The sequence below is a fragment of the Acidobacteriota bacterium genome, assembly GCA_028875725.1.
Lineage (GTDB): Bacteria > Acidobacteriota > Thermoanaerobaculia > Multivoradales > Multivoraceae > Multivorans.
The window spans coordinates 355,970-376,136 of sequence record JAPPCR010000005.1 but is presented as its reverse complement, the minus strand read 5'-3'; the positions used below and the strand labels follow the sequence as shown (position 1 = coordinate 376,136).

Genomic DNA, 20,167 nt, shown 5'->3' with positions numbered 1-20,167 from the left:
AGCGGCAATTCCCTACCCGGCACCGGGAATTGGTGGTCGTGCGCGTCGGAACGTGGGGGAGAAGTGCGTCGGTTCGGAGTAGCAACGGAACAAGCGGGCAAAGGCTCTGCCGTGCGCTGGTTCACCATGGCTCTCGTCGCTGCGGATGGCAAGAGGGAGCATGCCTAGTTCCGTCTGGCCGACTCTACGACGGCAGTTGCGGGCGGATCTCCCGGCCGAGGACTTTCGCACCTGGTTTCATCCCCTGAGGGTCGCGTCGGAGGACGCCGACCACCTCGTCCTCGAAGCGCCGAACTCGCGCTTCGTCGAGGCGCTCGAAGAGGGCTTCCGCCCGATCGTCGACTGGGCGATCGCAGACCTCAAGGGCCCGACATACCAGGTCCTGTTCAAGAGCGGCGAAACGCGGACCAGAGTCGACACGCCGGGACGATCGTCGGCTGCGAAGTCCATCGCGAGCCGGGAGCCGGCAACTCGCCCCGACCTGGAGGGGGCGCCAAGCAGTTCGCTCAACCCCCAGTACCGGTTCGACTCGTTCGTCGTCGGCAACTCGAACCGCTTCGCCAGCGCCGCCTCCCAGGCCGTCGCCGAGAAGCCCGGCATCGCGTACAACCCGCTCTTCCTCTACGGCGGCGTGGGTCTGGGCAAGACCCATCTCCTGCATGCGATCGGAAACCGCCTCAAGCGGGCGGCTCCGGGTACGAGAGTCGTGTACCTCGCCGCCGAAGACTTCGTCAACGACCTGATCACCTCGATCCGCTTCGAGCGAATGCCCGCCTTCCGCGAGCGCTACCGGACGATCGACGTCCTGCTGGTGGATGACATCCAGTTCCTGGCCAAGAAGGAGCGCTCCCAGGAGGAGTTCTTCCACACCTTCAACGTGCTCTACACCCGCCAGAAGCAGATCATCGTGACCTCGGACGCCCAGCCGCGCGACATGGCGGACATCGAAGAGCGCCTCCGAAGCCGCTTCGGATCGGGTCTTCTCGCCGACATCCAGCCGCCCGACCTGGAGACCAAGGTCGCCATTCTCCAGCGCAAGGCGCGGCAACTCCAGGGCCTGGATCTGGACACGGACGTCGCCATGTTCATCGCGCGACAGGTGCATTCGAACGTGCGCGAACTCGAAGGCCTGCTCAACCGGGTCACCGCCTTCGCCTCGCTGTCGGGTGTGCCCCTCGATCTCGAGTTCGCCAAGGAAGCGCTGCGCGACGTACTGCCGGAACAGGACCGTCCCGTGTCCTCGGCGCAGATCATCAAGATGGTGGCCCACCACTACGGCCTCAAGGTCCGCGAGATCAAGAGCAAGAGCAACTCCCGGCAGATCACCTATCCCCGCCAGATCGCGATGTACCTCTGCAAGCGCCTGACCGAGATGTCCTACCCGGAGATCGGGAGGGTCTTCAACGGCAAGCATCACTCGACCGTCATGTACTCCGTCGAGCAGATCGAGCGCCGACGCGCCGACGACGAGCGCCTGGCCGCTCAACTGGAGCGCTTCACCCGTCAACTCGGCTGAGCGAGAGCCGCCGCCGTCTCGCCAGGGACGACCTCCGCGCAACCTGTCGAATGAACATCCTGCGGAATCGCGGCGGATCGGGCACCAGGGGATCTGCGCACCGGCAGCGGATTGTCAGGGCACCAGTTCCGGTTGTCCTGCGGCCGTACTGTGGAGAGAATCCGTGCTCCGCGCGGCCCGGCGGCCGAAGTCCGCAGAATGCACAATCGCTCCGCTGCCGACTCCACTCCTCACCGATGTCCTACCATACGACCCAAACTACTGATTATAAATGATTTACAAGGTTCTTCCTCACGCGAAACCGGCGCCTTCTACGGCTACTTTCTTGGTGTATATTTCTTCCCGAGGAGAAGACAGATGAAGACCCGAGTCGAACGACGAGAACTGCTGACCGAGCTCGTGGCGATGCGCGGCATCGTCGAGAGCAGGTCAACGATTCCGGTCCTCTCCCATCTTCTCCTGACGGTCCGCGACGATCGTCTGGAACTGGCAGCGACGGATCTGGACGTTTCCCTGACCTCCTGGTGCAGCGCGGAGGAAGGAAGCTGCGAACCGGGCGCCACTGCGGTGCAGGCCCGGAAGTTCCTCGAGATCGTTCGCGCCCTGGCCGACGGTCCCGTCGAGTTGTCGACCGGCGATTCAAACTCGCTTCATATCGACGCCGGGTCTTCGAAGTTCCGGATCAACGGTCTCTCGGCCGAGGACTTCCCGACACTCACCACGGTCGACCAGGGCTCGTCGTCCTCGTCGTTCGAGGCGCCTTTCCCCGAGGTCAAGCGGATGATCGGCAAGATCATCTTCGCCGTCTCGGCGGAAGAGTCCCGCTTCCAGTTGAACGGAGCCCTGCTCAAGTTGAAGGACGGCAAGGTCGAGATGGTCGCGACGGACGGCCACCGGCTTGCCCTGATCGAGGCCGAGATGGCGGGCGTCGCGGAAGCGGACGGCGTTCTCGCGCCGCGCAAGGCGCTGCTCGAGTTGATGCGCTTCGACAGCGACGAGACGATCCGTTTCCGTCGCGGCGAGCACCATCTCGGCTTCGTCATCGGGCGTCGCGAGCTCACGTGCCGCATTCTCGAGGGGACGTTCCCGGACTACGAGAAGGTGATCTCCACGGAGAACGACCGCAAGGCGACGTTCGATCGCGGCGCGCTCTCCGAGGTGGTGCATCGGGTCGCCCTGCTGACGGGTGACCGCGCCCCCATGGTCAGGCTCGGTTTCGAGGCCCAGTCGCTGCGTGTTTCGTCCTCGAACCCGGATCTGGGCGAGGCGGAGGAGAGCCTCGCCTGTGACTACGAGGCCGAGAAACTGGACATCGGCCTGAACCCCGTCTACGTGCGGGATTTCCTGTCCGCGGTCGACACCGAGCAGGTGGAGTTCGCGCTCAAGGACGAGAACAGTCAGTGTCTCGGAGAGCCCGTTGGGGGGCCTGATTTCCGCTACTTGTGCGTGATCATGCCGATGCGGATCTGAGCATCTTCGGTCGACCAGCTAAGTCTCCTGTTTTCAGATAGTTGCGAGCGGTCCTTAAGCGGCCCCGGAAAGCGGCCGGAATGGCCGTCATGTGATAGTTTTCCGCACATGACGGCAGCCGGGACAACGGATGTTCAGGCGGCGGCCGAAGCCGGGTACTCGGCCGAGCACATCAAGGTCCTCAAGGGCCTCGAAGCGGTCCGGAAACGGCCCGGGATGTACATCGGCGACACCGATGACGGCTCGGGTCTGCACCACATGGTCTTCGAGCTCGTCGACAACGCGATCGACGAGGCGCAGGCCGGCTTCTGCGAGCTGGTCAAGGTCGTCATCCACGGCGATGGCAGCGTCTCCGTACGGGACGACGGCCGTGGCATTCCGGTAGCCCTGCACGAAGGCGAGGGACGGTCCGCAGCGGAAGTCATCATGACCGAGCTGCACTCGGGCGGAAAGTTCGACCAGAACGCCTACAAGGTGTCGGGCGGCCTGCATGGCGTCGGTCTCTCCGTGGTCAACGCCCTCTCGGTCCAGCTCGACCTGGAGATCGACCGCGATGGCCACTCCTGGCGCCAGACCTACAGCCGCGGCGTGCCGGAAGCGCCGATCGAAGCGGTTGCCGATCTCGAGAATCCCGAGGACACCGGTACCGGAATCCGGTTCAGGCCGGACCCGGAGGTGTTCACTCGGCTCTCCTTCGACTACAACGTGCTCGCGCAGCGCCTGCGGGAACTCTCCTTCCTTAACCGCGGCATCGCGATCAGCCTCTTCGACGAACGGACGGGCAACGGCGCGAAGTTCGAGTACGAGGGAGGAATCGCCAGTTTCGTCGCCCACCTGGGCCGGAACAAGACGGCCCTGCACCCGCATCCGGTCTACCTCCGCAGCGAGATGGGCGAGGCTGGCTCCAGCGAGTCGGTCGAGGTCGCGCTGCAGTGGAACGACAGCTACCAGGAGCGGATCTACTGCTTCACGAACACGATCAACAACCGGGACGGAGGCACCCATCTCTCGGGCCTCCGGTCGGCGCTGACCCGCACGGTGAACGCCTACGTCGCTTCTTCGGGTCTCGGCAAGAACCTGAAGGAGAAGCTCTCGGGCGAGGACATCCGCGAGGGCCTGGTGGCGATCGTTTCGGTCAAGGTGCAGGATCCGAAGTTCTCCAGCCAGACCAAGGAGAAGCTCGTCTCCTCGGAGGTCCGCGGCTGGGTCGAGTCGACGGTGGGCGAACAGCTCTCCGCGTTCCTGGAGGAGAACCCGCGGGACGCCAGGCGGATCGTCGAGAAAGTCGTCGAAGCGGCGAGGGCGCGGGAGGCGGCGCGCAAGGCGCGGGAACTGACCAGGCGCAAGGGCGCCCTCGACAGTTCGAATCTTCCGGGCAAGCTGGCGGACTGCAGCGAGCGGGATCCGGCGCACGCGGAGCTGTTCCTGGTGGAGGGGGACTCGGCCGGCGGCTCTGCCAAGCAGGGCCGCGACCGGCGCTTCCAGGCCGTGCTGCCGCTCAAGGGGAAGATCCTGAACGTCGAGCGGGCGCGCCTCGACAAGATGCTCTCCTCCGAGGAGATCAGGACCCTGATCCAGGCCCTGGGAACCGGCATCGGCAACGAGGACTTCGATGTCGACCGCCTGCGCTACCACAAGCTGATCATCATGTGCGACGCGGACGTCGACGGCAGTCACATTCGCACACTCATCCTGACCTTCTTCTACCGCCAGATGAAGGAGATCATCGACCGCGGCCATCTCTTCATCGCCCAGCCGCCGCTTTACAAGGTGACGGAGGGGCGTCGTTCGAGCTACATGAAGGACGACGAGGAGTACCACGACTACCTGGTGGAGCGGATTCGCAGGAACTGGCAGGTTGCCCTCCCGAACGGCGACGTCGACGATCCGACCGTGTTCGAGGGTGACCGCCTGCGCGTGCTGCTCGACCGGCTCGCCTCCTTCAGGCGATCGCTCGACTCCCTGAGCGCCCGCGGGATCCCGCGTGACGCGCTGCGGGCGGCGATCGCCGGCGGCATCAGGGATCGGGACAGCCTGGCCGATCGGGAGCGGGTCGAGCTGACCGCTCAGGTGATCGAGGCTTCCGGCTTTCACGACGTGGCGGTGGAGGACGGCCGCGACGGGTTGCGGGCGATCCGGTTCCGTTCGCGCCGGGACGGCGTAGACCGGCACGTGACGATCGACGAGGCGCTCGTGACCGGCGCCGACTTCCGTTCCCTGACCGCCAACGAGCAGGCGCTCGAGGCGTGGCGAGCGCCCTCGATCCGGCTCCGCAAGGTGAACGGCAGCGCGACGACCGACGACGTCGAGGCCGAGTCCGTCGACGAGGCGCTCGACGCTCTGTTCGAAGCCGCGAAGAAGGGCCTGTCGATCCAGCGCTACAAGGGCCTGGGCGAGATGAACCCGTCGCAGCTCTGGGAGACCACGATGGACCCCGAGCGGCGCCGGATGCTGCTTGTGGAGATCGACGACGACCGGGACGACGAGACGGACGGCATCTTCACGACCCTGATGGGCGACAAGGTGGAGCCCCGGCGCGAGTTCATCGAGAAGAACGCCCTGAACGCGATCAACCTCGACATCTGACCCATCGACCGTGAGCAAGGGCGAGAACCCCATCCAGCCGCCGCCGGCGTCCGGCCGCGACACCGTGCCGGTGCAGCTCGAGCGCGAGATGCGGCGGAGCTACCTCGATTACGCGATGAGCGTGATCATCGGCCGCGCTCTGCCCGACGTGCGGGACGGCCTCAAGCCAGTCCACCGGCGGGTCCTCTACGGCATGTGGGAAGCCGGCAACACGGCCGGCCGCGCCTACAAGAAGTCGGCGCGCATCGTCGGCGACGTGATGGGCAAGTACCACCCGCACGGCGACGGACCGATCTACGACACGGTGGTGCGCATGGCGCAGGACTTCTCCATGCGCTATCCGCTGGTCGACGGCCAGGGCAACTTCGGCTCGATCGACGGCGACAACCCCGCCGCGATGCGCTACACCGAGGTCCGCCTCACCCGGATCGCCGAGGAGTTGCTGCGCGAGGACATCGAGAAGGACACCGTCGAGTGGATACCGAATTACGACGGTTCCGAGCAGGAGCCTTCGCCGCTTCCGGCGCGGATTCCCAACCTGCTGGTCAACGGCTCGGCCGGCATCGCCGTCGGCATGGCGACGAACATCCCGCCGCACAACCTGGGCGAGGCGCTTGCGGCTGTCAAGCTGCTGATCGACCGCCCCCAGGCGACCCTGGAAGAGTTGATGGAACTGCTGCCCGGGCCGGACTTCCCGACCGGCGGTTTCATCCATGGCCGCGCGGGCATCCATGCCGCCTATGCCACGGGCCGTGGCTCCATCCAGGTGCGGGCCCGCGCCGAGATCGAGGACGCCGGCCAGGACAGTCAGTCGATCATCGTGACCGAGCTTCCCTTCCAGGTGAACAAGGCCCGCCTGATCGAGCGGATCGCCGAGCTGGTGCGCGAGAAGAAGCTCGAAGGAATCCGCGATCTGCGCGACGAGTCCGACCGCGACGGCATCCGGATCGTGATCGACCTGAAGCGGGGCGAGGTGGCCGAGATCGTCCTGAACACGCTGTACAAGATGACCAAGCTCCAGGTCAGCTACGGCATGAACATGCTGGCGATCGTCGACAGCCAGCCCCAGGTGCTGACGCTACGCGCCCTGCTGCGCCACTTCCTCGACCATCGCCGCACGGTCGTGATCCGGCGCTGCCGTTACGACCTGGCCCGAGCCGAGAAGCGCGCCCACGTCCTCGAGGGGCTGCTCATCGCGCTCGACCACCTGGACGCGGTGATCGCGACGATTCGCGCGAGCCGTACTCCGCCGGAAGCAAGAGAGCGCCTGATCGAGGGCTTCTCCCTGAGCGAGCCCCAGGCGCAGGCGATCCTGGACATGCGCCTGCAGCGCTTGACCGGCCTCGAGCGGGAGAAGATCGAGCAGGAGCACCGCGAGCTGATCGCCGAGATCGAGCGTCTGCGCGCGATCCTCGGTTCCGACGCCCTGCTGCTCCAGGAGATCCGGGCCGAACTCGACGAGATCGAGAGGCGCTACAGTGACCCGCGGCGCACCGAGATCGTGGCCCACTCATCGGACATCACGATCGAGGACATGATCGCCGACGAGGACATGGTGATCACGGTCACCCGGTCCGGCTACATCAAGCGGTCGCCGCTCAGCCTCTACCGCGCCCAGCACCGCGGCGGCAAGGGCCGGACCGGCATGGCCACCCGTGACGGCGACTTCGTCGAGCAGCTCTACGTCGCCTCCGCCCACAGCTACATCATGGTGTTCACCGACCGGGGCTACTGCTACTGGCTCAAGGTGCACCAGATCCCGGAACTCGGACCGGCGGCCCGCGGCAAGGCGATCGTCAACCTCCTGCGCCTCGACAGCGGCGAGGGTGTCGCGGCGACCGCCGCCGTGCGGGAGTTCCCGGAAGATCGGTTCCTGACCTTCGCCACCGAGGCCGGCGTGGTCAAGAAGACGGCGCTGGCCGAGTACTCGAGGCCGCGCAACAGCGGCATCATCGCCCTGCGGATCGACGAGGACGACCGGCTCCTGTCGGTCAAGGTGACGGACAGCGGCAGCGAGATCGTGCTGGCCACGAAGAAGGGCTACTCGATCCGCTTCCCGGAGACCGACTTGCGCTCCCTCGGCCGCGCGACCCGGGGCGTGCGCGGGATCAGCCTGCGCCCGGGCGACCGGGTCGTGTCGATGGAGTGCCTGCTGCCGCAGGAGGAGTCCGCGGAGTCCGGGTCTCCGGAGACGACGCTTCTGACCGTGAGCGAGAGCGGCTTCGGCAAACGCACCGCGATCGAGGAGTACCGCCTGCAGTCGCGGGGCGGTCTCGGGATCATCAACCTGAAGGTGTCCGACCGCACCGGCGAGGTCGTCGGCGTCCGCCAGGTCAGTGAGGACACCGGCCTGATGCTGATCACCCCCGAAGGCAAGATCATCCGCATCACGGCCGGCAGCGTGTCGCTGATCGGCCGCGCCACCCAGGGGGTCAAGGTCATGGATCTCGACGAGGGTGACCGCATCGTCGCCCTGGCCCGCATCCCCGATCGCGGCGACGAGGATGAAGACGGCGAGGACGCCGAAGCGGCCGACACGGAGCCAGTCAACTAGCAGCGAGCAGGGTGGGGAGCGCCACGATGAAGTTCTTTCTGGACACCGCGGACACAGGCGAGATCGAGACCGGCCTCGAGTGGGGGATGGTCGACGGCGTCACCACGAACCCGAGCCTGATCGCCAAGCAGGGCAAGCGGTACCTGCCGACCGTCAAGGAGATCGCGGAGCTGGTGCCGGGCCCCGTCAGCGGCGAGGTGCTGGCGACGGATCTCGACGGCATGCTCGAGCAGGGCCGGCGGCTCGCCGGCCTGGCCGACAACGTCGTCGTCAAGGTGCCGCTCGGGCCGCCGGGGCTGACCGCCGTGCGACGCCTCGCGGAGGAAGGGATCCGGTGCAACGTGACCCTCTGCTTCTCGCCGTCCCAGGCGCTGCTGGCGGCGAAGGCGGGCGCCGCCTACATCTCGCCCTTCGTCGGCCGCCTCGACGACATCGCCCAGGACGGCATGGACCTGATTCGCCAGGTCGTTTCGATCTACTCCCGGTACGACTTCGAGACGGAGGTCCTGGTCGCGTCGGTGCGCCATCCGGTCCACGTCGTCATCTCGGCCGAGATGGGCGCCGACGTGGCGACCCTTCCCTTCAAGACGCTGAGCCAGCTCTACCGTCATCCGCTGACCGACATCGGCCTGGAGAGCTTCCTCTCCGACTGGCGGGCCACGGGCAAGAGCTTCGATGACTGACCGCGGCGGGCGGACCCGATGAGCGTCGACGCCGTTCTCGAGCGCGTGGACCGCGAAACCGGCGCCAGCCTGGATCAGTTGAAGGAGTACCTGCGGATCCCGTCCGTCTCGACCGATCCGGAGTACGCCGCCGACGTGCGTCGCTGCGCCGGCTTCGTCAAGGAGCGGCTCGAGGCTGCGGGCCTGGCGGCGGAGATCATCGAAACGGCGGGCCATCCGCTGGTGTACGGCGAGTGGCTCGGCGCTCCCGGCCGCCCGACCGTCCTCTTCTACGGTCACTACGACGTGCAGCCGGTCGACCCGTTGGAAGAGTGGCGGAACGACCCGTTCGAGCCGACGATCGAGACGGGAAAACGCGGCGAGCGGATCGTCGCCCGCGGCGCCACCGACGACAAGGGCCAGTCCTTCACCCACATCAAGGCAGTGGAGGCGATCATGGCCGAGACCGGCGCCCTGCCGGTCAACGTCAAGTTCCTGATCGAGGGCGAGGAGGAGTGCGGCGGCGAGGCGATCGAGGCCTACGTCAGGAGCCCGGAGTCCCGGCGCCTGGGCTGCGACCTGGCGCTGGTCTCCGACACCTCCATGTACGGCCCGGGCCAGCCCTCCGTGCTCTACGGGCTGAAGGGCCTCCTCTACACCGAAGTCAGGGTGCGCGGCGCCGGTCGCGATCTGCACTCCGGCACGTTCGGGGGCGCCGTTGCGAACCCCCTGAATGTCCTGGGCTCCATGCTGGCGGCGCTCCGTGACCCGCGAGACGGCCGGATCCTCGTTCCCGGCTTCTACGACGACGTGCGGCCGCTGGGCGCGGAAGAACGGGCGGCGTTCGCGGCGCTGCCGTTCGATGAGGCGAAGTACGGCGACGAGATCGGCGCGTCCGCCTTGTGGGGCGAGGCCGGCTACACGACCCTGGAACGGGTCTGGGCGCGGCCGACCTGCGACGTGAACGGGCTCTGGGGCGGCTACCAGGGCCCCGGCGCCAAGACGGTGATCGCGAACCAGGCCGGCGCCAAGGTCTCGATGCGGCTGGTGCCGGACCAGGACCCACAGCGGCTGTTCCGTTCCTTCGCGGACTACATGCGCTCCCTGGCGCCGCCGGGCATCGAGATCGAGGTCGAGAACCTGAACGGGGCGCCGCCGGTGCTCGTCGACCTCGACGGCCCGCTCGTCGACGCGGCTCTCGAGGGCGTGCGCGAAGCCTGGGGCCGCGAGCCGGTGCGGGTCCGGGAAGGCGGCTCGATTCCCATCGTCTCCACCCTGTCCGAGGTGCTGGGCGCTCCCGTGCTGCTGGTCGGCTTCGGCCTGTCGGACGACCGGCTGCACGCCCCGAACGAGAAGATGGACCTCTCGAACTTCTACCAGGGCATTCGCACGGTGGTCCGCGTGCTCGACCGCCTCGGAGGCTGCGCCGCCGCCTGACCGCCTGTGGCTGCCGGGCGCGAGCGTGAGATCAAGGTCGCGGTCGCCGATCTGGACCGGCTCCGGGAACGGGTCCGCGCCGCCGGCGGAAAGCTCGAACGAGCGGCCGCCATGGAGTCGAACTGGGTCTTCGACCGGCGCGCCGCCGCGCCCTCCGAGCGGCTGCGGGCCCGCCGCGAGTTGCTGCGTCTGCGCACGGACGGCGGCGGCTGCCGGCTGACCTTCAAGTCCGCACCTGAGATTCGGGGCGGCGTCAAGGAGAGGGCGGAACACGAGTTCGCCGTCGACGACCCGGCGGCTGCGCGTCTGTTCCTCGAGTCGCTCGGCTTCGAGGTCACGGCGCGCTACGAGAAGGTCCGCGAGCGCTGGCTGCTTCTCGGCTGCGAGATCGCCCTCGACCGGACGCCGATCGGCGATTTCGTGGAGGTCGAGCAGGTCGACCCGGACGTGCCTGCCGGCGGGATCGAACGCGTCTGCCGCCGCTGCGGCATCGATCCGGAGCGGGCCGATCTGCGGGACTATCTGGCGATCTACCGCGATCACCGCGCGCGGCACGGGGGGCTGCCCCGGGACATGGTGTTTGAGAGAGAAGGTCGGCCTTCGGCCGTGGGTCAGGACGCTCGCGGAACCGGCGGAGATTCGCAGTGAAAGGCGCCAGCCGGCGGGTACGGGCACTCGTGCTCTGCGCCGGCCGCGGAGAACGGCTGCGGCCGCTGACCGCCGCCGTTCCCAAGGCGCTGCTGCCGGTGGCTGGCCGCGCGGTCGCGTTGCGGACGATCGACCTCCTTCACCGCGCGGGCTGCGAGGCGGCGGTAAATCTGTTCCATCTCGGTGACGCGGTGCGGCGCGGGCTCGAGAGCGAGGCCGTCGCCGCCGGCATCGAGCTCCGCTTCGAGGTCGAACCGGAGCTGCTCGGCACGCTCGGCGCCGTGGTCAACCTGCGGGACTTCCTCGCCGATGCCGACGACGTCGTGCTGGTCAACGGCGACTCGCTCTGCCGCTGGCCGCTCCGCGAGGCGCTGGACCGCCATCGCCGCAGCGGCGCCGACGTCACCCTTCAGGTCGGCTGGAACGACCGCGTCGGCGGCGGCGTGGAGGTCGATGGCCGCGGCCTGGTGGTCGGGCTCCGCGACCTCCGGGTCGGCCCGGTCCGCGGCCGGAAACGCACGTTTCAGGGCCTCCAGGTCCTCTCCCGCCGGGTTCTTGAACGGATCCCGCCTCGCCCGTCTTCGAACGACATCGTCGAGGGGCTCTACCAGCCGCTCCTCCGCTCGGGAGGCCGGATCGTCGGCTTCCGCTGCCGCCGCCCCTGGCACGATCTCGGAACCCCCCGCCGCTACCTCGAAGGCGCCCTGGACTGGGGCCGCACCGCCGGCAGCCGCAAGCGCCGCCGCCGCTTCGTTGCTCCAGGAGTCTCCGTCGCCCCGGGCGCAACCGTCGAGCACAGTGTGCTCGAGCCCGGCAGCCGCGTCGGCGAAGGCGCCGTCGTCGAGCGAAGCCTGGTGATGCCCGGCGCCCGGATCGGCTCGGGCGCGCAACTCCTGGAGGCCATCGTCGCTCCGGGGATTCGCGTCCCTGGCCACGCCCGCATCGATGGACAGCTCGTGACGCCGGCCGACTGGGGTCCGGGTGCTGGCAGCAGGGAACGGGACGGGTTGGTGTTCACGCCCCTTTAGGCCAATCGGTGCCGGCCTAACGGCCGGCGGGGGCGCCGGCGCACCCTCCACCAGGAGAGCGCGAGCGTGCTCCTGGGACCCTCCCCCTCGGCGCGGCACCGGACGGCCGAGCGCCTCAGCCGTCGCGGAGCAGCACCTCGCGTAGCGCCACATAGTCGGCCGGGATCTCGATGATGCGTTCGGGAAGGTGGGCCGAGCGTTGGAGGGCGGGCGGTGGGGGCGGGTCGATGCCGACGGCGGCCTGGACGGTTTCGGCGAACTTGGCGGGGTGGGCGGTGCCGAGAACGACGCCGGTGCCGCCGCCCTGGGCTTCGAGTTCGGCCTTGAGGCCCAGGTAGCCGACGGCGGTGTGGGGGTCGAGCAGGTAGCCGGTGCGGTCGTGGACGTCGCGCATGGCGCGGCGGGTGGCGTCGTCGTCGAAGGCGCGTCCCGCCAGGTCGCGGCGGATGCGCTCGAGCGGTTCGCCGGTGCCGGAGTAGAGGTGGACCATGCGGGCGTAGTTGCTTGGATTGCCGACGTCCATCGCGTTCGAGATCGTGGCGACCGAGCCGCGCGGCAGGTAGTCGCCGCTCCCGAGGTAGGCCGGCACGACGTCGTTCACGTTGGTCGCCGCCACGAAACGGGAGACGGGCAGGCCGATGCGCTTGGCGATCAGGCCGGCGGTCAGGTTGCCGAAGTTGCCGCTGGGGGTCGAGAACACGAGCGGTTCGCCGGCGTCGTCGAGCGGCGGTGAGGGGAGCTGCGCCCAGGCGTGGAAGTAGTAGAAGACCTGGGGCAGCAATCGGCCGATGTTGATCGAGTTGGCCGAGGCGAGGGGCCGCTGCCACCGCAGCTCGCCGTCGGCGAAGGCCTCCCGGGCCAGGCTCTGACAGTCGTCGAAGGTGCCTTCGACCGCGACCGCGGTCACGTTGCCGCCCAGGGTCGTGAACAGGCGCCGCTGCGCTTCGGTGACCAGGCCGTCGGGATACAGCACGCAGACCCGGAAACCCGCGACGCCGCTGAAGGCGTGGGCCACGGCGCTGCCGGTGTCGCCGCTGGTCGCCACGATCACCGTGGTTTCGGTGTCGCCGGCAACCGTCGCGAAGCGTGCCATCAGGCGGGCCATGACCCGTGAGGCGACATCCTTGAAGGCGAGTGTCGGCCCGTGGAACAGCTCCAGGCAGTGGATGCCGGGCTCGATCGGCGCGAGAGGGATCGGAAAATCGAGGGCGTCCTCGAGCAGCGCGGCGAGTTCCTCCTCCGGGACCTCCGGACCGAAGAGGCGGCTGCCGAGGACGGCGGCGATGCCGGTCAGCGGCAGCAACTCGAGGGTGGCGAGGTCCCCCGCGTTCAGCGGCTCCAGGCGTTCGGGAACGAACAGGCCGCCGTCGGGAGCAGGCCCCTCGAGCAGCGCCTCGCCGAGGGTGAGCGGCGTCATCCGGCCGGCCGTGCTGATGAAGCGCACCTTAGGCCTCGCCGTCGACCACGCGCGCGCCGGGCGCCGGCAGGGGCGCGACGAGCTGATCGCAGTTGAGACCCGCGGACGAATCGAACGCTCCCGCCATGGCTGCCGCGACCTGCCTGGCGCCGGCGCGGCCGTCGCACAGGGCGAACAGCGCGGGGCCGCTGCCCGAAAGGCTGCAACCCAGCGCGCCGGCCTCGACCGCGGCCGCCTTGGCGGCGTGGAAGCCGGGTACGCCCGGCGCGCGCGCGGGCTCGGCGACGACATCGACCAGGGCGCGGGACAGGAGTTCCAGGTCGGAACGGTAGAGCGCCGACACCAGCGCCGCGGCGTTGCCCCACTGGGTCACGGCGCGCTCGAGCGGCAGGTGGCGATCGAGGCGGGCACGGGACTCCTTCGTGTTCACCTCCGCGTGGGGCCGGGCGAGAGCGCAGGTCAGGCCCTCAGGCACCGGCAGGTCGATCACGTCCGGCTCCGGATCGAGCGAGCGGACCAGGACGAGGCCGCCGAGCAGGGACGGGGCCAGGTTGTCCGCGTGGGGGCCGCCGCTCGCCAGGACTTCGCCGGCGAGGGCGTAGCGCAGCAGGGCAGCGGCCGGCAGCTCCAGGCCGAGCAGCGCGTCGACCGCGACAACCGCCGCGACCGCGCTGGCGGCGCTCGAGCCCAGGCCGCTCTCGAGCGGCATGCGCTTCTCGATCTCAAGCTCGACGGCCGCGCCGGGCGCCTCGCCGTCGATCAGCGCCGTCGCGGCGACGGCGGCCGTGTTGCGCTCCGCTGCGAGCGGCAGCCGGCCTTCGTCGCCGGCGATCGCCGCGATGCGGACCGGGCAGCGCCCGCCGGCGCCGGCAACCGGCTCCCGTTCGCAGGCGGTGACGATGTCGCCCGGCCCCCGGTCCCCCTCGCTCTCCGACTGCAGAGCGAAGCCCAGGATGTCGAATCCGCAGGCTATGTTGGAAACGGAGGCTGGAGCGAAGGCCCGCGCTAACCGTGTCATACGAAGCTCTTCTTGTTCGAGACCGAAGCCGGGGCGAACGCTCTTACCGGGTTCGTCATCAGGCGGCCCGTCGACCGGAGCGGGCGGAGGCGAGTTCGGCGGCGAGCAGCGCCCCGCCGGCGGCGCCCCGCAGGGTGTTGTGCGAGAGGGCGACGAAACGGTAGCCGAGGATCGGACACTCCCGCAGCCTGCCGATGGAGGTCGTCATGCCCTCGCCGAGGTCGCGGTGGACGCGGGCCTGCGGCGGCTCGTCGTCACCGAGGTAGACGGTCGGCCGCGCCGGCGCCGACGGCAAGCCGCGTTCCTGCGGCTCGGCGCGGAAGGTTCGCCAGGCTTCCCGAACGTCCTCCATCGCGGGCGCGCCCTTGAGGTCGACAGATACGCAGAGCGTGTGCCCGTCGACCACGGGAACGCGGTTGCACTGCGCCGAGACGGCGACCTCGGCCGGCTCGATCGTGCCGCCGACGGCCCGGCCCAGGATCTTGCCGGTTTCGATCTCGAGCTTCTCTTCCTCGCTGGAGATCCAGGGGATCACGTTGTCCAGGATCTGGTAGCTCGAGATGCCGGGCAGGCCGGCACCTGACACGGCCTGCAGCGTCACGACGGAGATCCGCTCGAAACCGAAAGCGTCGGCCAGGGGCTTGAGCGCCAGCACCAGGCCGATCGTCGAGCAGTTCGGGTTGGCGACGATGCCGGCGGGGAGCGCCCTGCCGCCCTCGGGCGGAGACAGCAGCGAGAGATGGTCCGGGTTCACTTCGGGCACGAGCAGCGGGACGTCCGCGTCCATGCGGTGGGCGCTGGCGTTGGTGACGACCAGGCAACGGCGGGCGAAGCGGGGCTCGATGTCTTTCGCCACGCCGGCGTCCAGGGCCGAGAAGACAATGTCGAAGTCTCCGTCCATCAGTTCGTCGATCGTCTGAACAGGCATGGCCGCGACCGCGTCGTCGATCGGCCGGGTCTGAATCCAGGTCACCGCGTCGCGGTAGAGCTTCCCGGCCGAGCGTTCGGAAGCGGCAACGGCTGTCAACTCGAACCAGGGGTGCCCTGCCAGCAAGGTGACGAAGCGCTGGCCCACGGTGCCGGTCGCGCCGAGGACGGCGGCGCGGAGGGGTTCGTTCTTGGTTGTCATAGTGAGGCTCCCCGCTCGGCCCAGGCGCGCAGGATGTCGCCGAACACGCCGCCGGCGGTGAGTTCGGTCCCGGCGCCGGGTCCCTGGACGATCAGGGGCCGTGCATCGTACCGCTGGCTGCGGAAGACGAACATGTTGTCCGAGGCCGGCATTCCGGCCACAGGATGGTCGGGCGGCACGGCCCGAAGCCCGACCCGGGCCGTCGCCGCCTCTCCGCTGGTGTCGAGTTCGGCGAGATAGGCCAGTTCGAGCCCGTCCGACCTGGCCTCGACGAAGCGGGCGGCCATCTCCTCGTCCGCGGAGGCGAGGCGCTGCCAGTAGTCCTCGAGCGGCAGGTCCGCGAGGTCGGGCCGGTCGAGCATGGGCTCCACGTCGACGTCGTCCATTTCGAGATCGGCGCCGCACAACCGGGCCAGGATGAGGAGCTTTCGGGCCACGTCCAGTCCACCGAGATCGTCACGCGGGTCCGGTTCCGTGTAGCCCAGCCGGTGGGCCCGGCGCACGGCGTCGCTCCATACCTGCCGACCGCTCAACTCGCCGGTGAGATAGGCCAGCGTTCCGGAGAAGACGCCCGAGACCGACTCGATCGGATCGCCGGCGCCAAGCAGCAGGTCGACCGTGTGGAGCACCGGCAGGCCGGCGCCCACGGTCGCCTCGTGAAAGACGTTCGCCCCGCCGTCGGCGTGGAACGCGTGAAAGTCCGCGATCGGCCCCGCGAACGGAAGCTTGTTCGCGCTGACCACCGCGGCGCCGGCTGCGAGCGCGCGGTGGTAGACGGGGCTCAGGTCACCGCTCGCCGTGACGTCGACCAGTACCGTCCGGCCGCCGCCGGCAGCGGTTTCGGCGAGGTGCTCGAGGAGGCGGTCGAGGTCCGCCGCCTCACCGCCCTGCTCCAGCGCCGCGCGCCAGCCGCCCGGATCCGCGGCGGCGCCGGGGTTCAGTCGCCGGCCACCCCGGCGCACTGCGAGCTCCATGAAGCGCGAACTCGCCAGGCCCCGAAGCTGAAGGTCGACGCCCCGCTCTTCGAGCGCCCCCCGCTCGGCGGCGAGCTGCCGGAGCAGCGCCGAGCCGACGCCGCCGACGCCAAGCACGTAGACCGCGAGCCGGCCGGAGGCGGCGCCATGGAAGAACTCCCGGTGGATCCAGCGCACCGCGCGTCCCTGGTCGGCCCTGGCGACGACCATCGAGATGTTCCGCTCGGACGAGCCCTGGGCCACCGCCCGCACGTTGACCGCCCGCCGGCCGAGGATCCCGAACACCCGGCCGGCGATGCCTGGGCGTTCCCGCATGCCGTCGCCGACCACCGCGACGATCGACTGGTCGCGCTCGACGACCAGGGGCCGGACCGATCCGGACTCGATCTCGGACCGGAACTCGGCGTCCACCGCCTGGCGGGCCGCTTCGGAGACTCCGGGCTCGACCGCGAAGCAGATCGAGTGCTCGCTCGACGCCTGCGAGATCAGGATCGCACTGGCGCCGCTCGCCGCCAAGGCATCGAAGAGCCGCGCGGCGACTCCCGGGGTGCCGACGAGGTTGTCGCCGACGAGCAGCATCAGGTGGACGTCGTCGATAGAGGAGATGCCGGTGACCGCCGTGCCGCGGGCCCGCTCCCGATTCCTGCCGCCGTCGACCAGGGTTCCGGGGTGCTCGGGGTCGAGGGTGCTGCGAACGAGCAGGGGAATGGCCTTGCGGCGTGCCGGGGTGACCGTCGGCGGGTAGACGACCCTGGCGCCGAAGTGGGAGAGCTCGAGCATCTCCTCGTAGCTCAGCCGCGGGATCGGCAGGGCGTCTTCGACGCGCCTCGGGTCGGCCGTCATCACGCCCGGCACGTCGGTCCAGATCTCGATCCGCTCGGCGTCGAGCGCGGCGCCGACCAGGGACGCCGTCAGGTCGGAACCGCTGCGGCCCAGGGTTGTCGTCTCGCCTTCCGGCGTGCTGCCGAGGAAGCCGGTGACGACCTGCAGGGGTCCGTCCTCGCCGATGCCGGCGAAGTGGGAGGCGATCGCGTTCATCGTCGGTTCCAGCGCGACCTGCGCCGCCTGGAAGGAACGATCGGTCCGCACCAGCGGGCGCGCGTCGCGGGCCTCTGCCGGCAGGCCCCGGGCGCGGAGCGCCGCGGCCAGTAGCCGGGTCGACAGGAGTTCGCCGTGGCAGACGATCCGGTCGATCCAGGCTTCACGCGGCCGCTCCGGGGTGACCCCGGCGGGTGCACAGTCTCCGAGTTCCCGGACCAGGCCGTCGCACAGCTCGTCGATAGCCGCGCTGAGGGCTGCCAGATCGTTTGCGGTGGCGACCTCGGCGGCGATCTTCAGGTGGTGGTCGCGAAGCGCGGAGGTTTCGCGCGCCGCCTCGTCGCCTCCAGCGCCGTCAAGGGCGCTCGCGGCGAGCGCCAGGAGACGGTCCGTGACCCCACCGAGGGCGGACACGACCACCGCACCATCCGCGGGACAGCCATCGAGCTGCCGTTCGACGATGCGCGCCGCCGCCTGCAGGCGGCTTGCATCGGCCACGGAAGAGCCGCCGAACTTGAGTACTTTCATGATCGGATGCTGTGGAAGTCACGTCGTCGTCGGAGGGCACGAAAGGCGCGTTAGCGTACACCCCAACGACGGTCGGCGCCACGGCGGGGGACGCACCCCTCCGGCTCCAGGACGGGCCGAAGGTCGTTGCCGGCCCTGGTGCGCCTTCAGAACAGGGTGCCCCGGACTTCCAGGTCCAGGTGTTCGTACGCTCGCTTGGTGGCCACCCGGCCGCGGCGGGTGCGCTGGAGGAATCCCTTCTGGACCAGGTACGGCTCGTAGAAGTCCTCGATCGTGCCCTCGTCCTCCCCGACCGACGCCGCGAGCGCCTTGAGGCCGGCCGGGCCGCCTCCGTACTGCTCGATCAGCAGTTCCATGATCCTCCGGTCGATCTTGTCGAGGCCCTGCTCGTCGACCTCCTGCTGAAGGAGAGCCTGGTTGGCGATGTCGCGGTCGATCCGTCCGTCCGCTTCGATCTGCGCGTAGTCGCGTACCCGGCGCAGCAGCCGGTTCGCGATCCTGGGGGTGCCGCGGCTGCGCCGGGCGATCTCGTCGGCGCCGCCCAGATCGACGGGCACCTCGAGCAGCTCGGCGGAGCGCTGGATGATCACGCTGAGGACATCCGGACCGTAGAAGTCGAGCCGGTGGACGATGCCGAAGCGCCCCTGCAGCGGCGGGGTGATGAGGCCGGCGCGGGTGGTGGCGCCAACCAGCGTGAATCGGGGCAGATCGATGCGCACCGTCTTCGCCATCGGCCCCGCGCCGATCACCAGATCGAGCTGGAAGTCCTCGAGCGCCGGGTAGAGGATCTCCTCGACGGTCGGGCCGAGACGGTGAATCTCGTCGATGAAGAGGACGTCTCCGGGTTCGAGGTTGGTCAGGATCGCCGCCAGGTCTCCCGCCCGCTCCAGCACCGGACCGGAGGTGGACCGCAACGCCGAGCCCATCTCCCGGGCGATGATGTGCGCGAGAGTCGTCTTGCCCAGCCCGGGCGGCCCGAACAGCAGCACGTGGTCCAGAGCTTCGCCCCGCCGGCGTGCCGCCTGCATGTAGATGTCGAGCAGCTCGACGATCTTCTCCTGGCCCAGGTACTCGTTCAGCCGCTGCGGCCGAAGCGACGGTTCGACGCGCCGATCGTCAGCGTCCCGGGCGGGCGAGAGAATGCTCTCTTCACCTTCGGTGCCGCCCGTCCCGGCCATGCCCGGATGCTATCGCGCCCCAAGGCAGTATCCGCCAACGCAGATTCCGCCTGCGGCGGATGCGGGTCAGAAGACCCGCGCACCCAGGGAAAGGTCCGGTGCGCTTCCCGAAGGTCCGGCCAGACAACAACAACGTCCAGCCCGGTTGGGGCACGAGGGGGGTCAGCTCCCAGGTGCCTCTGAACGAGCGACGGCCACCGACCATACAGGCGTCTGACGCCAGACCGGAGCGAGTGAAGCGGAGCGAGCGCAACCTCCCCATTTCCTCTTGGGCGGGAGCGTCAGCTGGGAGCTGACCCCCCTCGTGCCCCGACCGGGCGGGTGCGTCCCACGCGTCCCGGTCGTCAGAGCCGTGACAGCTGGCGCAGGCTGCGGCGCAGGAGTTCCTGGAAGTCCATCTCGGGTTCTTCCGCGAGCACCCGTGAGACGGCGCGCTGGGCCTCGGACGCGCGGTAGCCGAGGTTGACCAGGGCGCTGACGGCCTGTTCCTGTTCGTCCTCGCGGCCGGCTTCGGGTTCGGCCGCCGGCGGTTCGGCGCCGGCTTCGGCGAGCAGCGTCTTCGCCTTTTCCCTGAGTTCCAGCACCATCCGTTCGGCCGTCTTGCGGCCGATGCCCGGGATCCGGGTCAGAGCCGCCACGTTGCCGCCGCCGATGGCGTTCAGCAGCTCCCTGGTGGAACCGCCCGACAGAACGACCTGGGCGAGCCGGGGACCGACTCCGCTGACCGCGAGACAGTGCTCGAACAGGGTCCGTTCGCCCTCGGTCCAGAAGCCGAAGAGCTCGATCGCGTCGGCGCGGACGTGGGTATGGATGAACAGGCCGATCTCGGCAGCCGCGTCGAGCTTCTCCAGTTCGAAGTACGTCGACAGGGGGATCCGCACGGCGTAGCCGACGCCGTTGGTGTCGAGCACCAGACGTTCGGGCTCGAGGGCCAGGCGGCGTCCGCGCAGATAGCCGATCAAGCCGCCAGGGAGCGCCGCGCCG

General features: G+C 69.3%; 14 protein-coding genes. 8 read left to right on the top strand and 6 right to left on the bottom strand.

Annotated features, from left to right (window positions below; translation table 11 throughout):
- The first annotated feature begins 160 nt into the window (after positions 1-160).
- The 8 genes from dnaA to OXI49_01810 all read left to right on the top strand — a co-directional run bounded on the left by dnaA (position 161) and on the right by OXI49_01810 (position 11,901).
- Positions 161-1,516: a chromosomal replication initiator protein DnaA gene (dnaA, locus tag OXI49_01845; GenBank protein MDE2689226.1), complete on the top strand. Its 1,356-nt coding sequence runs from the start codon at positions 161-163 to the stop codon at positions 1,514-1,516.
- 357 nt (positions 1,517-1,873) lie between these two features.
- Positions 1,874-2,986: a DNA polymerase III subunit beta gene (gene dnaN, locus OXI49_01840; protein ID MDE2689225.1), complete on the top strand. Its 1,113-nt coding sequence runs from the start codon at positions 1,874-1,876 to the stop codon at positions 2,984-2,986.
- Positions 2,987-3,094: 108 nt separating this feature from the next.
- Positions 3,095-5,572: a DNA topoisomerase (ATP-hydrolyzing) subunit B gene (gyrB, locus tag OXI49_01835; GenBank protein MDE2689224.1), complete on the top strand. Its 2,478-nt coding sequence runs from the start codon at positions 3,095-3,097 to the stop codon at positions 5,570-5,572.
- Positions 5,573-5,582: 10 nt separating this feature from the next.
- Positions 5,583-8,126 (top strand): DNA gyrase subunit A, encoded by a 2,544-nt coding sequence (gyrA, locus tag OXI49_01830; protein MDE2689223.1) that lies wholly within the window; start codon positions 5,583-5,585, stop codon positions 8,124-8,126.
- Positions 8,127-8,152: 26 nt separating this feature from the next.
- A complete protein-coding gene (gene fsa / locus OXI49_01825) occupies positions 8,153-8,809 on the top strand; it encodes a fructose-6-phosphate aldolase (GenBank protein ID MDE2689222.1) in 657 nt (218 codons plus the stop codon).
- Between the two features lie 18 nt (positions 8,810-8,827).
- Positions 8,828-10,225: a dipeptidase gene (locus OXI49_01820; GenBank protein MDE2689221.1), complete on the top strand. Its 1,398-nt coding sequence runs from the start codon at positions 8,828-8,830 to the stop codon at positions 10,223-10,225.
- A gap of 6 nt (positions 10,226-10,231) precedes the next feature.
- Positions 10,232-10,873 (top strand): class IV adenylate cyclase, encoded by a 642-nt coding sequence (locus tag OXI49_01815; GenBank protein MDE2689220.1) that lies wholly within the window; start codon positions 10,232-10,234, stop codon positions 10,871-10,873.
- Positions 10,870-11,901 carry an NDP-sugar synthase gene (locus OXI49_01810; protein MDE2689219.1) on the top strand — a complete coding sequence of 344 codons (1,032 nt, stop codon included), beginning with the start codon at positions 10,870-10,872 and terminating at the stop codon, positions 11,899-11,901. The genes OXI49_01815 and OXI49_01810 overlap by 4 nt, the downstream gene beginning before the upstream one ends.
- 115 nt (positions 11,902-12,016) lie before the next feature.
- On the opposite strand, the gene thrC is transcribed toward OXI49_01810, so the two are convergent.
- The 6 genes from thrC to ruvA all read right to left on the bottom strand — a co-directional run bounded on the left by thrC (position 12,017) and on the right by ruvA (position 20,145).
- Positions 12,017-13,345 carry a threonine synthase gene (gene thrC, locus OXI49_01805; GenBank protein ID MDE2689218.1) on the bottom strand — a complete coding sequence of 443 codons (1,329 nt, stop codon included), beginning with the start codon at positions 13,343-13,345 and terminating at the stop codon, positions 12,017-12,019.
- A 1-nt stretch (position 13,346) separates the two neighbouring features.
- Positions 13,347-14,336, bottom strand: coding sequence for a homoserine kinase (locus OXI49_01800; protein ID MDE2689217.1), 990 nt, complete (start codon positions 14,334-14,336; stop codon positions 13,347-13,349).
- 58 nt (positions 14,337-14,394) lie between these two features.
- On the bottom strand, positions 14,395-15,465 hold the full coding sequence (asd, locus tag OXI49_01795) for an aspartate-semialdehyde dehydrogenase (protein MDE2689216.1): 1,071 nt from the start codon (positions 15,463-15,465) through the stop codon (positions 14,395-14,397).
- Complete coding sequence (gene thrA / locus OXI49_01790) at positions 15,462-18,005, bottom strand: bifunctional aspartate kinase/homoserine dehydrogenase I (protein ID MDE2689215.1); 2,544 nt, start codon at positions 18,003-18,005, stop codon at positions 15,462-15,464. Before thrA ends, asd begins: the two co-directional genes overlap by 4 nt.
- 146 nt (positions 18,006-18,151) lie before the next feature.
- Positions 18,152-19,183, bottom strand: coding sequence for a Holliday junction branch migration DNA helicase RuvB (gene ruvB, locus OXI49_01785; protein ID MDE2689214.1), 1,032 nt, complete (start codon positions 19,181-19,183; stop codon positions 18,152-18,154).
- A gap of 344 nt (positions 19,184-19,527) precedes the next feature.
- Positions 19,528-20,145 carry a Holliday junction branch migration protein RuvA gene (ruvA, locus tag OXI49_01780; GenBank protein ID MDE2689213.1) on the bottom strand — a complete coding sequence of 206 codons (618 nt, stop codon included), beginning with the start codon at positions 20,143-20,145 and terminating at the stop codon, positions 19,528-19,530.
- Positions 20,146-20,167: the final 22 nt, after the last annotated feature.